This window comes from Pontibacter mucosus (genome assembly GCF_003054055.1).
GTDB lineage: Bacteria > Bacteroidota > Bacteroidia > Cytophagales > Hymenobacteraceae > Pontibacter > Pontibacter mucosus.
Genome location: NZ_QBKI01000002.1, coordinates 1 through 14,440 on the forward strand (window position 1 = coordinate 1; position 14,440 = coordinate 14,440).

The following is a 14,440-nucleotide window of genomic DNA, read 5'->3' on the forward strand; positions in this document are numbered from 1 at the left end:
AGCACCTCTTCCCATTCCGAACAGAGCCGTTAAGCCCGGGAGCGCCGATGGTACTGGGTTCACCCCCGGGAGAGTAGGTGGCCGCCAACCCCATCAACAGCAGGGCCCCCTTCGCAAGAAGGCGGGCCCTGTTTGCGTTTTCAGCCCCCTGGGAGAAGAAGGTGAGGAGATTTCTATTATAAGGTTCCTCCGAATCGAGATGTATGATTTCAATGGCAGAAACCAATCTTAACTTTTTACATCAAACTTACCCGAACTCCTCTATTCATATCTGCTTCTTTCTGGCAGCACCGACACTCAAGGCAATTATACCTCCTTCATCTTGTGTGGCAAACAGCCTTCTATTTAGGCTTCTAGATCTGGAGTAATCTCTCTATTATAGGTAGGCAGGCGGGGATATTGCATCTAGTATGGTTGCTTGCTAAGCGAACCCCCAGTTTCTGTTTAAGCAAATCCCTATATAACTGCCTTTCTTCGCCAACACTGATTAGGAAAAGTTAGTATAGCCTTGGAGCTTGTTGTTTTTTCTTCTGCTCCTCTTTAAATTGAGCTATGGCGTTTCTCTACCCTTCCTTCCTGTTTGCTCTTGCGGCTGTGGCAGTGCCCATCATACTTCATATGGTACAGCTAAGGCGTGCTAAAAGGGTGATGTTTAGCAATGTCAGGTTTATACAGGCTTCCAAGGATCTTACTGCCAGCCAGCGCAATCTAAAAGAACTGCTGATTCTGCTTTGCCGGATACTCTTCATCGTTTTTTTGGTGCTGGCATTCGCGCAACCCTTCTTACCAGCAGCAGATGTTGCCGCACCTGGTGATAGTTCGGATGTAGCTATAGTGGTTGATAACTCCTATAGTATGCAGAACCTTCAGGCTAATGAGAACCTTGCGCTGCTGAGCGTTGCAACAGATAAAGCCAAAGCCATCTCCGGCCTTTTTCCGGCTTCTACTTCATTTAGATTACAGACTTCTGACAATCTGAATCATGGAGCGCCTGTCGAGAAAGGGGAGGTTGCGGCTATGCTTGACGGCATAGATATGTCCGCGAAAAGCTTTGCACCAGGCGCGGCCTTCCGGGTACAGCCGTCGCATTTGTTTATACTTTCTGATTTTCAGAAGAATAATTTCTCACCGGCAGTACTAGATGCTGCTGACTCCGCCACCCAAATACATTTATTGCCCTTGGAGGCTGCCAGCACATCCAATGTCACTATAGACTCAGTTTATCTCGAAGATGAATTCCTACGGCCCGGCGCGGAGAACAGGTTGTTTGTGCTGCTTTCGAACACAGGGGACGAGGCAGTGGAGGATGTACCCGTAAAACTGTATCTGCAGGATCAACAGGCAGCCGCCTTAAGTATAGATTTACCCGCAGATCAGGCTACACAGGCCGTAATGACATTCAGAATAACAGGCAGCAGCACGGTAAACGCTTATGTGCAAGTGGAGGATTATCCTGTAGATTTTGACAACACCTACAATTTTGTCCTGGCACCCTCTTCTCCCATCAGCATTGTAGAAGTTACTGATAATCTCCAGTCAGAACTAAAGCAGCTTTATCAGAGCGAGCCTTTCTTTAAATTTGCCGCCTTCCGTAGCAACTCCATTGATTACGCCTCCTTGGCCGCTGCCGATATCGTTATTTTGAACGGTGTTCAATCCATGTCTGCGGCTTTAGCAGCAACAGCGGCTAACTATGTTAAGGAGGGAGGCACCTTAACCGTTATTCCACCCGATGGTAGCGAAATCGGTGCTTATACCACACTATTCCAAAACCTGAACATACCTGCCTCCTTCACTGGTGCGGGTAAAAGCGGGGTGAAAACAACACTGGCTACTCCCGACCCTAACAATCCTTTTTTCAGAAGTATCTTCTCTGATTTTAACGCGGAGATGCAAATGCCTGCCGCCTCCAGAAGTATAACCTGGAGCAGGGCTTCGGATGATATTCTGAAGTATAGAGGCGGCGCGCCTTTTCTCTCACGCTTTGACAGAGGGAGTGGGGCCGTTTACCTGATGGCTGCCCCCCTGAACGAAGATTACAGCACGCTGCCAAATCATGCCCTGTTTGTGCCTGTTATGTATAGGGTAGCTATTGGAAGCTACAAGCAGGTGCAGCAGTTGGCCTATACATTGGGCGGCGGAACGGTGCAGTTGCCCGTGCCGGCACAGGTTAAGCGCGAAGGAGTGTATGAACTGGTAAAAGATACCATGGCCTTTATTCCAGAGCAGCAGGTGCGGGGCGGCCGTCTATACTTTAATGTGCCGCCTGACATGAACGAGGCGGGGTTTTATACGTTGCAACGGCAGGATTCAGTACTGACGACGCTCGCCTTCAACTATGACCAGCAAGAATCCTACCTGCAGCAGTACAGCCCGGATGAGCTGCGCAGCCTGGTTGGGAAAGACCGCCCTAACGTGCATGTTTATGACTACGGGGACGCTTTTTCTGTAAAGGGCGAGTTCGAAAAACGATATTTTGGCGTCAAGCTTTGGAAATATTGCCTAATATTGTGTCTGTTTTTCCTGATGGCCGAAATAGCACTTATTAGATTCCTCTAACATGAAAGTTCTTCTTCAAGCAGCAACCATTTACAACCCGAACTCTGAGTACCACCTTCAGCAACAGAACATCCTCATCGAGCAGGGCACAATTACCTACATTGGCCCGGAAGCAAAGGAAGCAGACAAAACTGTAGCTGCAAACGGCCTTTGCGTGTCAGCGGGGTGGGTAGATTTGCAGGCATTTACCGGCGAACCGGGCCTGGAGCACAAAGAAGATCTGGAGAGCCTGGCTTTGGCAGCGGCAGCGGGTGGTTTTACAGAGGTATTGCTGTTGCCTAATACCGAGCCTGTCGTGCAGACGAAAGGAGCAATTAACTTCATTAAGAGCAAAAGCCTCTCCCTACCTGTAACGCTGCTGCCTGCCGCCGCCATCACGGTGAACGCAGAAGGCAAAGACCTGACCGAAATGATCGACCTGCACCAGTCGGGGGCAGTTGCTTTTACGGATGGCACAAGCCCCTTGCAGGGAGCAGACGTGTTGCTGAAAGCACTGCAGTACATGCAGCCTTTCAACGCTGTGCTGATGAACCGTCCGGAGCACAGGCGCCTTACCGAGAATGGGCAAATGCACGAAGGCGAGGCCAGCACCCGTTTGGGCATGAAGGGCATTCCGGCACTGGCAGAGGAAGTGACCGTGGTGCGCGACCTGCAGTTGCTGCGCTACGCGGGCGGTAAACTGCACTTCTCGCTTATCTCTACCGGTGCTGCTGTGGAGGCTATCCGGAAAGCGAAGGCCGAAGGACTGCAGGTGACCTGCGATGTGGCCAGCTACCAGGTGGCGTTTACCGACGAAACCATCGAGCCATTCGACACCAACTATAAAGTAACACCGCCTTTCCGTAGCGAGGCCGACGCGGCAGCCATAAAAGAGGGCTTGCTGGACGGCACCATTGATGCCGTGGTATCAGCACACATGCCGCAGGACGTAGAGGCCAAGAAACTGGAGTTCGACCTGGCGGAGTTTGGCATCATCAACCTGGAGACAGCCTTTGCGGTGGCCAATACAAGTATGGAACTGCCCCTGGAGGTGCTTATCGAAAAGTTAACGACTAACCCACGGCGTATACTTGGCTTGCCGGAGGCTATCCTTAAAGTAGGCGAGGCGGCAAATCTCACCCTTTTCTCCCCGGAGCAAGTATGGGTGTCTGCAGTGGAACAAAGCAAGTCGAAGTCACATAACAGCCCTTTCTTCGGGCGCGAGCTGAAGGGCAAGGTGCTGGGAACAATTCATAAGGGGCAGCTGGTTCTCAACGATTAATTTTAATATATTTATACTTATATTAGAAGGCTTGAAGCAGGTTTGGTCCGGAAGTAAAGACTATGTTTAATCAAACTATTGTGCGGATAGGGGTACGCTATGGCGTATTGGGCGGGCTTGTTTGCTTTGCTTTGGTAGCCATTTTATACTTTGTGGGCTACAATCCTTTCGGGGACATGGGCCGCATCTCTTACCTGCCTATCCCGTTCTTCGTTTTTCTGTCCATCCGTAACTACAGAAAGTATGTAGACTCGGAGCTTACTTTTGGCAAAGGATTCCGGGTGGGGCTGGCCGTGGCGTTTTACACGGCGCTCACCTCTGGCTTGCTGGTGCTGGCCCTTATCTACCTGATTGGGCCAGAGATACTGCAGAACCATATTGCCGAGATGCGGGCCATCCTGGAGGAGACGCGCGAGCAGCAGGTGCAGATACTGGGGGAGAAGTCGTATAACCAGTTGTATGAGGGGCTTGGCGAGCTGACCCCGACGACGCAGGCAGCAGATTTCTTTTTGTGGAGGTTGATTGTGGGTAGCATTTTCGCGCTGGTGGCTGCCGTGTTTTTTAGAAAATAACTACAACTAAACTCATATGACAACCATGACTGAAAAACAACCATCCGTAGGAGCTGTTGCCTTAAAGTGGGGCTTCATCTTTGGCCTTATTGGCGTTGTGTATACACTGGTGCTGATGGTGGCAGACCTGATGATGAACCCGTGGCTCTCCAGCCTGACGTATCTTATACTTGCTGCAGGCATTGCAGTGGCCATGAAGAACTACAGGGAAGAGAACAATGGTTTTATGTCATATGGGCAGGGTTTGGGTATTGGCGCTATTGTGTCATTTCTCTTTGGCCTGGTGACAGGGATATTCTCCTGGGTGTACACCAACTTTATTGACACGGAGTACATGAGCCGTATGATGGAGAAGCAGCGCGTGCAGATGCTGGAGCAGGGCCTGACCGACGAACAGATTGACGCAGCCATGGCCTTTTCTGAAAACTTTAAAGGGCCGTTGACGGCGATATTCGGTTCAGCCATCGTTATGCTGATTATTGGGTTTATCTTGTCGCTGATTATCGCTGCTATCATGAAGCGATCACGACCGGAGTTTGAATAAATAGATGCAATACGCTTATGATATTTCGGTAGTAGTTCCCCTCTTTAATGAGGAGGAGTCGCTGCCAGAGCTCGTGCGCTGGATCAGAAGGGTGATGCATGCGCACGAGTTTTCTTATGAGGTAATTTTGGTGGATGACGGCAGCACCGACCGCTCCTGGGACGTGATAAACGACCTGGGCGAGGAGGACAAGGCCGTGAAAGGCATCAGCTTTAACAGAAATTACGGCAAGTCTGCCGCTTTGAACGAGGGCTTCCGACGCTGCGAGGGCGAGGTGGTGATCACCATGGACGCCGACCTGCAGGACAGCCCGGAGGAGATTCCGGCGCTCTACGACATGATCAAAAACCAGAAGTATGACCTGGTGAGCGGCTGGAAAAAGAAGCGCTTCGACCCTCTGAGCAAAACCATCCCCACGAAATTATTTAATGCCGCCACGCGCAAGCTATCGGGCATACAGCTCCACGACTTTAACTGCGGCCTGAAAGCGTACCGGCAGCTGCTGGTGAGAAGTATAGAAGTGCACGGTGAGATGCACCGCTACATACCCGTTATCGCGAAGTGGAATGGGTTTACCCGCATTGGCGAGAAGGTGGTGCAGCACCAGGAGCGCAAGTATGGCACCACCAAATTCGGGCTGGAGCGCTTCGTCTATGGCTTCCTGGATCTGCTTTCCATTACCTTTGTGTCCCGCTTTAAAAAGCGCCCGATGCACTTCTTCGGCTCCTTTGGCACGCTTATGTTTGTGGTGGGTCTGGGCATTACCCTGTGGCTGATTGTGCAGAAACTGTTTGGCCTCTACGCCGGTGGCCGTGTGCGCGACATTGTGGACCAGCCGCTGTTCTTCCTGGCGCTGGTGGCCGTTATATTGGGGGTGCAGCTCTTCCTGGCTGGTTTCCTGGCCGAAATGATTTCCATTTCCTCCAACAGACGTAACGAGTACCTGATTCGGGATAGGGTAGGCGCGATTAAAAAGTAAATGGCAAAGCGGGTAACCATAGTGGGGCCGGCGCACCCCTTGCGGGGCGGAGGCATGGCTACCTTTAACGAGCGACTGGCCTACGCCTTCCAGGAGGCGGGCTGTGAGGTGGAGATCGTTACTTTTAGCCTGCAATACCCTTCTTTCCTTTTCCCGGGCAAGAGCCAGTATACTTTGGAGCCCGCGCCTGCTGGCCTTAGTATAAAAGTGCTCATCAATTCTGTTAACCCGTTGAGCTGGTGGCGCACCGGCCGGTACATCAAAAGTCAGAAGCCAGACCTGGTGGTGTTCCGCTACTGGCTGCCCTTTATGGGACCGGCGCTGGGCAGCATTGCCCGCATCATCCGCCGCAACAAGTATAGCCGCATCCTGGCCATTACCGATAACGTGGTGCCGCACGAGAAACGCCCCGGCGATGTGCCCTTCACCAAATATTTTCTCTCCTCCTGCCATGGTTTTGTCACCATGTCGCGCTCGGTGCAGCAGGACCTGGAGCATTTTGAGCCGGCAAAACCCAGCGAGTACCTGCCGCACCCGCTGTATGATAATTTCGGAGAGGCCGAGACGAAGGAAGCTGCCTGTTCTGCCCTGGGGCTTGATCCAACGTATAACTACCTCCTTTTTTTTGGCTTCATCCGTGCTTACAAGGGGCTGGACCTGCTGCTGCAGGCCATGGCCGACCCACAGGTGCAGGAGCTGCAGAACCTGAAGCTGATTGTGGCAGGGGAGTTTTACGAAGACGCTTTGCCCTACCTTCAACTCATCCAGGAACTGCAGCTGCAGGACAAACTTATTCTTCGCACCGAATTCATCCCGAACGCAGAGGTTCGCCATTATTTTTGCGCCGCCGACCTGGTGGTGCAGCCTTACAAGCACGCCACCCAAAGCGGGGTAACACAGGTAGCCTATCATTTTAACAAGCCGATGGTGGTAACGCGGGTAGGCGGTCTGTCGGAGCTTGTGCCTGACAGGGAGGTAGGCTATGTGGTAGAACCGCAGCCACAGGCCATCGCCACGGCCATACAACAGTTTTATACTTCCGGGCAGGCAGCCATACTTTCAGAGAACATCACCAAGTATAAAAAGCGCTTCAGCTGGGACCGTTTTGTGAAGTCCATTTGGGAGCTGGCTGAGAAAGTGAAAGTATAAGTATAGCTTTCCGCTTTTCTGCAGACAAAGTATAACGCCGGCTTCTTTGCAAGCCAAAGTATAGCGTGTAGATTGGGCGCTCCTCTAAATAGGGATAACTGAAGAGAAAGTATAAAAAATTGTGCTGGACGGAGGTTGTCTAAACATTAAATATTCCCTATTTTTATTTTTTATTGTGCCTGCTGACCTATGCCAAAAACTTTACTCCCATACTTTGTTACCTTATGCCTCATTGTTTGCGCCCCGGTGGCCAGGGCACAAACAGTAAAACAGGACAGCAGTTTTGTACGGCAGGCAGTTGCTGAGCTGGCGCAGGTCTACCAGGACAGTATCGGGCTGCAGAGCCACCTCTACTCCGGCGCCGAGTACACCAGCCTGGCCAAGCATTTCATGGAGGGCCATCCATACTTTAAAACCAAATCCTTCGAGCCGGGGTCTGTGCACTACGACGGCGTCGAGCTGCATGACGTGCGCCTGATGTATGACGTGGAGCAGGATGAGCTGGCTATCATCTATCCCGGCACCGGCTATATCATCAAGCTGGTGAAACAGTTGGTAACCGGCTTCGAGTTAGGGGGCGAAACGTTTCAGAAGCTGGCCCTGGATAGCACGGCTTCGCCCTCCAAGGCGACATATTACAGCGTGCTGCACGATGGGCAGGTAAAGGTGCTAGCGCAGCGCCGCAAAGTAGGGCAGGAGCGCGTGACGTCGAAAGGATTTGAGGGGGAGTACCGGGTGGAGGACAGGCATTACCTCTTTAAAGACGGCGCCTACCACACCATAAGCCGGAAACGCTCTCTGTTAGGCCTGCTGCAGGATGAGAAAAAACAGTTAAACGGCTTTATCCGGGAGAACAAACTCAAGTTCAGAAAGCAGCATAAAGAAGCCTCGTTTGTAAAGGTTGCCCGGCACTACGATACCCTGAAGCGATGATGTGTTTTGCCGCGCCTTTTATCCACCCTCACCCACGAACAGCTATGCCCCGGTTTTACGCCAAGTTTATACTTCTTTTCCTGCTCCTGGCTGGGGCTATACTTCCCGGCCTTGCGCAAGAGCACAGGGAGCCAACCATTACAGGAAACTATACCAACATAGCTTTCCAGGATTTTGTGGAGGACCTGGAAAAGCAGACGGCCTATACTTTCTTCTTCGACCCGATGGCGGTAGATAGTATCACCGTGACGCTGCAGGTGCAGGGGCAAACCCTGAGCCAGGTGCTGCGACAGGCTTTGCAGGGCACGCAGCTGCATGCGGCCGTTACAGCGCAGCGGCAGGTATTCATTACCCGCGAACGCCCTGTACTCACGAGCCTGCCGGATAATTTCTTTAACCAGGGCACCAATGAAGTTGAGGCAGAAGCACCGCAACTGGCAGAAGCATACCTCCCGCAACAGGTAAACCGCAGACAGGCAGCCTCTGAGCTGAAACTGTACGAGATTGGCACGCCGGGCGGCAAGGCTGGCAGGGCGAACCTGGCAGGAACCGTGCGCGATGCCAAAACCGGGGAAGCCATCATCGGGGCTTACGTCTATGTCGAGTCTCCTACCATTGGAACAGCCACCGACCAGTATGGCTACTATTCACTGACCTTGCCTGTGGGCCGCCATGAGTTGAAGCTGCGCGGCATTGGCTTGAAAAACACCCGTCGGCAGGTGCTGCTGCACAGCGATGGCAAGCTGGACATAGAGATGGAAGAGGAGGTGCGCACACTGAAGGAAGTGCTGGTGGAGGCTGAGAAAGACCGCAACGTATCGGGCCTGCAGATGGGCCTGGAGCGCCTCGACATCCGCACCATCAAGCAAGTGCCTACTGCCTTCGGCGAGGCGGATATTCTGCGCGTGGTGCTCACGCTGCCTGGCGTAAAATCAGTAGGAGAGGGAAGCACGGGCATGAACGTGCGCGGCGGCTCCACCGACCAGAACCTGATTTTGCTGAACGATGCCACCATCTACAACCCTTCGCACCTGTTTGGCTTTTTCTCGGCCTTTAACCCGGATGTCATAAAGTCGGTGGAGCTGTACAAGAGCGCGGTGCCGGCCAAGTATGGCGGGCGTCTTTCTTCGGTGCTGGAGGTAGCAACACGCGAGGGCAACAAAAAGGAGTTTTCCGGCTCCGGCGGCATTGGCCTGCTTACCAGCCGGCTCACGCTGGAAGGCCCGATTGTAAAGGACAAAACTTCTTTCCTGATTGGGGGCCGCACCACCTACTCTGACTGGATCCTGAAACAGCTGCCTGACAAGTCGTTTAAGAAAAGCGAGGCCTCGTTTTATGACGTGAACGCGCATATCAGCCACGAGATAGACAACAAGAACAGTTTATACTTTACCGGCTACTTGAGCAAAGACCGCTTTAAGTTGGCGGCCGACACCCTCTACCGCTACAAAAACCAGAATGCCAGCATCAAATGGAAGCACAACTTCCATAACAAACTCTACAGCGTGCTTACCGGCACGCATAGCCACTACAGCTACGACATCTCCAACGAAGATAATGCGGTAAACGCCTCGCGGCTTGCGTTTGGTATCGACCAGTCTGGGCTGCAGCTGGATTTCAACTTTTTCCCGGATTCCAAGCACACGGTGGATTTTGGGGCCAGCTCCATCCTTTACCACGTTACGCCCGGCTCCTTAACGCCTAACAGCAGCGAGTCGATGATCAGGGCGGACAAGGTGCAGCGGGAGAAAGCCCTGGAAAGCGCAATCTATATTTCCGACAGGTACGATATAAGCCAGCGGCTGTCGCTCTCCTTTGGGCTGCGTTACTCGCTGTTTAATGCGCTGGGGCCGCGCCAAGTATACAGCTACGCACCCGGTGTCCCAAAAACGCTTTCCACCATCGCCGATACCCTCTCCTACAGCGGGGGCAAATCCGTGGTAACTTATCATGGGCCGGAGTTCAGGTTTTCGGCACGGTATGGCCTCACGGATAACTCCTCGGTAAAGGCAAGCTACAACCGGCTGCGCCAGTACCTGCACATGCTCTCCAACACGGCCTCCATGTCGCCGACTGATACCTGGAAGCTGAGCGACCCCAACATAAAACCGCAGGTGGGCGACCAGGTGGCGCTGGGCTACTACCGGAACTTCCGGGCCAATACCATTGAGTTCTCCGTGGAAGGATACTACAAGTGGATGCAGGATTTCCTCGACTACCGAAGCGGGGCCTCCATCATCCTAAACCACCACATCGAAACGGACGTGGCCAACGCCGAGGGGAAAGCCTACGGCGTGGAGGTGATGCTCAAGAAAGCCACGGGCAAAATGAATGGCTGGGTAAGCTATACATACTCCCGCACGATGGCGCGCCTGAATGACCCGGCAACTTCAGAAGTAATAAACGGGGGTAACTGGTACCCGAGCAACTACGACAAGCCGCACGACTTTACCCTGATCAGCAATTACCGCTTTAGTCAGCGCTTCAGCACCTCGCTGAACTTTACCTATAGCACCGGAAGGCCTATTACCCTGCCCATGGCCAAGTACTACGACGGCACAAGCTACCGCATCCTGTACTCCGATCGGAACGAGTACCGCATCCCGAACTACTACCGGGTGGATTTAGCCATGAACATTGAGGGCAACCACAAAGTGCAGAAACTGGCCCACAGCTCCTGGACCCTGGCCGTGTATAACCTGACCGGGCGCAAAAACCCTTACTCGGTATACTTTAAATCAGAGAACGGCAGGATAAGAGGGTATAAAATGTCGGTTTTCGGGCAGCCGATCCCGACCGTTACCTACAACTTTAAGTTTTAATCGCATGAAATTCCGTTACTGGAACGCTATACTTGGTTGGCTGCTGCTGCTTGCGGGCGGTTGCGTGGAGCCTTATACGCCTGAGGTGCTCGAGGCCCCGAACAGCTTCCTGGTGGTCAATGGCTTTATCAACGCCAACGGGCCTACCACCATCCAACTCCTCCGGACACAGAACCTGAGCGAGGAAACCATGCCCCCCGCTGAAACCCGGGCGCTGGTGAGAATCGAGTCTGACAACGGAGAAGGCTATACCCTGCAAGAAACCGGCTTGGGGAGCTATACCATCGGGCCGCTGCACCTTAGCCCGCTGCAGCAATACAGGCTGTTTATCCGGACTTCCAACGGCAAAGAATATGCCTCCGACTTTGTGGAAGCGAAGCAAACCCCGGCCATTGATGAGGTAAGCTGGGCGCCAGTTGATAATGAGGTGCAAATCTACGTGAGCTCCCACGACCCAAGCAACAACACCTGGTATTACCGCTGGGAGTTCGAGAGCACCTGGCAGTTCAGGTCGGCGCTTTTCTCCAACTTTAAGTATGTGAACGACACGGTGGAGTTTCGCACCGATGCCGATCCGCCCATTTATCATTGCTGGAAATCAGCAAACTCCACTTCCATTCAGCTAAGCAACTCTGTCAGGCTGAGCCAGGATGTGATCAGCAAGTTCCGGTTGTTCACCCTACCTTCTGATGCCGAGCAGCTGGGAATAAAGTATAGCATCCTGGTGAAGCAGTATGCCCTCACGCGCGATGCCTATGAGTACTGGGAAACGCTCAAGAAGAACACCGAAAGTATGGGCACCCTGTTTGACCCGCTGCCCTCGCAGCTGAAGGGGAATATCCGCAACCTGCAGGACCCGAATGAGCCGGTGGTGGGTTTTATGTCGGCGTCTACTACGCAGGAGAAAAGGATGTTTATCAACAGCAGAGACCTGCCGCGGGAATGGCGGCTCTTTAACCCTACCTGCCAGTTGCCCGATACGTTCCTCTTTTCCAGAGACAGGGTAGCAGACTACTTTAGGAGCGGCGTGCTGATACCTTTGAATGAGCTGTATCCGGAGGGATCTCCTTTCCCGGTCGGCTATACTTACAGCAACCTGAATTGTGTGGATTGCAGGACCAAGGGCACGAATGTAAAACCAGCTTATTGGGAATAAATGATGAACCTCAGACAAAAATCACGGGAGCATCGACATCCCACCAGTATGCCGTTTTATCTGCCGGCTATACTTGCGCTTATACTTTGCCTGAGCGTCTGCGGCAAGGTAGCAGCGCAGGCAGGCGGCATTACAAGTATAACCCAAGACTTTGACGCCCACCGCAGGAAGGCACCCCAGGAGAAACTCTTCCTGCACTTGGACAGGCCGGTGTACGCCTGCGGCGAAACTATGTGGTTTAAAGTATACAGCGTGGACGGTACGCTGCACCAGCCGCTGGACCTGAGCAAGGTAGCCTACGTGGAGGTGCTGGATACCGCGCACCGGCCCGTGCTGCAGGCCAAGGTGGCGCTGAACAACGGTACCGGGAATGGCTCTTTTATACTTCCAGCCAGCTTGTCTTCCGGTAACTATACGGTAAGGGCCTACACCAACTGGATGAAGAATGCCGGCCCGGACTTCTTTTTTGAGCAACCGGTCACCATTGTTAATACCTTCAGGCAGTTGGAGGCACCCGGCGCCACGCAAGCGCCAGGCTACGCCGTTCAGTTTTTCCCGGAGGGCGGGCACCTGGTGGCTGGCATCGCCGGCAAAGTAGCCTTTAAGGCCGTGGACAAAGTCTCTGGCAAAGGAGTGGCCTTTACAGGAGAACTGCAGGACCAAAGTGGCGGCGTTATCGCAACGTTTGCGCCGCACAAGTTCGGCATGGGGCACTTCACCTTCACCCCGGAAAAGGAGGAGAAATACACCGCAGTTATAAGTTTGGCCGATGGGAAAATGATCCGGCAAGCGCTTCCTGCTGTGCAGGACCGGGGCTATGCCATGCAGCTGAAGGAGGCAGGTGCTGGCCGCTTGAAAATCTCTGTTAGCCAGGCGGGCGTGCAGGGAGCGCGGGTATACCTGCTGGGCCATACCCGGCAGCAGGTAGCAATAGCTGAAGAAGCTTTGGTAAACGAGGGGAAAGCCATTTTCCTGATAGAAGAAGAAAAATTGGCGGACGGTATTACCCACTTCACCATTTTTACGCCGGAGAGGCAGCCTGTGTGCGAGCGGCTATACTTTAAGCGGCCTACGCAAGCGCTTCAGTTGGAGCTTACGGCTAACAAGTCTACCTACGGCACCCGCGATAAAGTAGCACTAGACCTGGTGGCTCAGACAGCAGCAGGAACAGGAACCAGAGCGAACCTGTCTATGGCTGTGTACCGGCTCGACTCGCTGCAGCAAAGTATAAGCGGAGACATTGAAAGTTACCTCTGGCTCACCTCTGATTTGAAAGGCTCTGTTGAAAACCCCGGCTACTACTTCTCCGGGGCAGGTGCCACCGACCGCCAGGCCATGGACAACCTGATGCTCACGCACGGGTGGAGCCGTTTTAAGTGGGAAAGCATGATAGGCAAGCAGCCAGCGCCGCTGCAGTACCTGCCCGAGTATAACGGCCACCTGATACAGGGCAAGGTAACACACAGAGCCACCGGAGCACCCGCGCCCGGCATCGCCACCTACCTTTCCTCACCTGGCAAACACATCCGTTTGTACAACACGATTAGCGGCACCGATGGCCGGGTAACCTTCGAGGCTGTTAACTTCTTTGGCGAGCGGGATATCGTGGTGCAAAGCGACTTTACGAAAGACAGCACCTACCATTTCGAGATTTTCAGTCCCTTCTCCGACAAGTATAGCACCCGGAAACTTCCGGCGCTTAACCTGACCGAGCAACTGGCGCAGGAGCTTACACTGCGGCACGTACAGACGCAGGTGCAGCATGCCTTTGTGGGCAGCCGCGCAAACGGTATAGTGACAGCCTCCCCGGACACCACCACCTTCTACGGTACTCCTGATGAACGCTATTTTCTGGACGACTACAAGCGCTTCCGGGTGATGGAAGAAGTAATGCGGGAGTATGTGCCGGGCGTAATGGTGCGCAGGCAGGGCGGCAAATTCCGGTTTATGGTAATGAACAGGCCCTACCGAACCGTTTTCCAGAACAACCCGATGGTGCTGCTCGATGGCGTGCCGGTGTTTGATATCGACAGGATCATGGCCTTCGACCCGCTCCAGGTGCAGCGCCTGGACGTGGTGACGAGCCGCTTCCTTAACAGAGGGCAGGTGCATGAGGGGGTGGTGAGCTACACCACCTACAAAGGTGATTTGGGTGGCTTTGAGCTACATTCGAAAGCATTGCTGCAGGCCTACGAGGGGCTGCAACTGCAGCGGGAGTTTTATGCCCCCACCTACGAGACACCGGAGCAGAAGCAAAGCCGCCTGGCCGACCTGCGCAACCTGCTGCACTGGGCACCTGCGTTAGTGCTGGAGACAGGCCAGCAGCAGCAAACGCATTTTTATACTTCTGACCAAACCGGAACCTACCTAGTAGTCGTGCAGGGCCTGACCGAAGATGGCCATATCGGAAGCAAGGTGCTTACCCTTAAAGTACACCAGCCATTGGTAAGAAAGTAGCATGTTGT

Annotated in this window: 10 protein-coding genes, 1 rRNA gene and 1 pseudogene; all 12 read left to right on the plus strand. The window is 53.4% G+C overall.

Annotated features, from left to right (window positions below):
• Nucleotides 1-90: ribosomal RNA gene (rrf, locus tag C8N40_RS03660) — 5S ribosomal RNA — on the plus strand; the annotation flags it as partial.
• A gap of 462 nt (nucleotides 91-552) precedes the next feature.
• Nucleotides 553-780 (plus strand): annotated as a pseudogene (locus C8N40_RS23395) (BatA domain-containing protein); the annotation flags it as partial.
• Nucleotides 781-855: 75 nt separating this feature from the next.
• Nucleotides 856-2,559: a COG1361 family protein gene (locus tag C8N40_RS03665; protein WP_245904981.1), complete on the plus strand. Its 1,704-nt coding sequence runs from the start codon at nucleotides 856-858 to the stop codon at nucleotides 2,557-2,559.
• A gap of 1 nt (nucleotide 2,560) precedes the next feature.
• Nucleotides 2,561-3,820, plus strand: a complete 1,260-nt coding sequence (locus C8N40_RS03670) for a dihydroorotase (RefSeq protein WP_108210453.1) — start codon at nucleotides 2,561-2,563, stop codon at nucleotides 3,818-3,820.
• 62 nt (nucleotides 3,821-3,882) lie between these two features.
• A complete protein-coding gene (locus C8N40_RS03675) occupies nucleotides 3,883-4,392 on the plus strand; it encodes a DUF4199 domain-containing protein (protein WP_108210454.1) in 510 nt (169 codons plus the stop codon).
• Between the two features lie 25 nt (nucleotides 4,393-4,417).
• Nucleotides 4,418-4,936 (plus strand): DUF4199 domain-containing protein, encoded by a 519-nt coding sequence (locus tag C8N40_RS03680; protein ID WP_108210945.1) that lies wholly within the window; start codon nucleotides 4,418-4,420, stop codon nucleotides 4,934-4,936.
• 4 nt (nucleotides 4,937-4,940) lie between these two features.
• A complete protein-coding gene (locus tag C8N40_RS03685; protein ID WP_108210455.1) occupies nucleotides 4,941-5,915 on the plus strand; it encodes a glycosyltransferase family 2 protein in 975 nt (324 codons plus the stop codon).
• Nucleotides 5,916-7,064 carry a glycosyltransferase gene (locus C8N40_RS03690; protein WP_108210456.1) on the plus strand — a complete coding sequence of 383 codons (1,149 nt, stop codon included), beginning with the start codon at nucleotides 5,916-5,918 and terminating at the stop codon, nucleotides 7,062-7,064.
• 189 nt (nucleotides 7,065-7,253) lie between these two features.
• Nucleotides 7,254-7,997: a hypothetical protein gene (locus C8N40_RS03695; RefSeq protein ID WP_146173503.1), complete on the plus strand. Its 744-nt coding sequence runs from the start codon at nucleotides 7,254-7,256 to the stop codon at nucleotides 7,995-7,997.
• A 44-nt stretch (nucleotides 7,998-8,041) separates the two neighbouring features.
• A complete protein-coding gene (locus C8N40_RS03700) occupies nucleotides 8,042-10,819 on the plus strand; it encodes a TonB-dependent receptor (protein WP_108210458.1) in 2,778 nt (925 codons plus the stop codon).
• Between the two features lie 4 nt (nucleotides 10,820-10,823).
• Nucleotides 10,824-11,975, plus strand: a complete 1,152-nt coding sequence (locus C8N40_RS03705) for a DUF4249 domain-containing protein (RefSeq protein WP_108210459.1) — start codon at nucleotides 10,824-10,826, stop codon at nucleotides 11,973-11,975.
• Nucleotides 11,976-12,023: 48 nt separating this feature from the next.
• A complete protein-coding gene (locus C8N40_RS03710; RefSeq protein ID WP_170114011.1) occupies nucleotides 12,024-14,432 on the plus strand; it encodes an MG2 domain-containing protein in 2,409 nt (802 codons plus the stop codon).
• The last annotated feature ends 8 nt before the right edge of the window (nucleotides 14,433-14,440 follow it).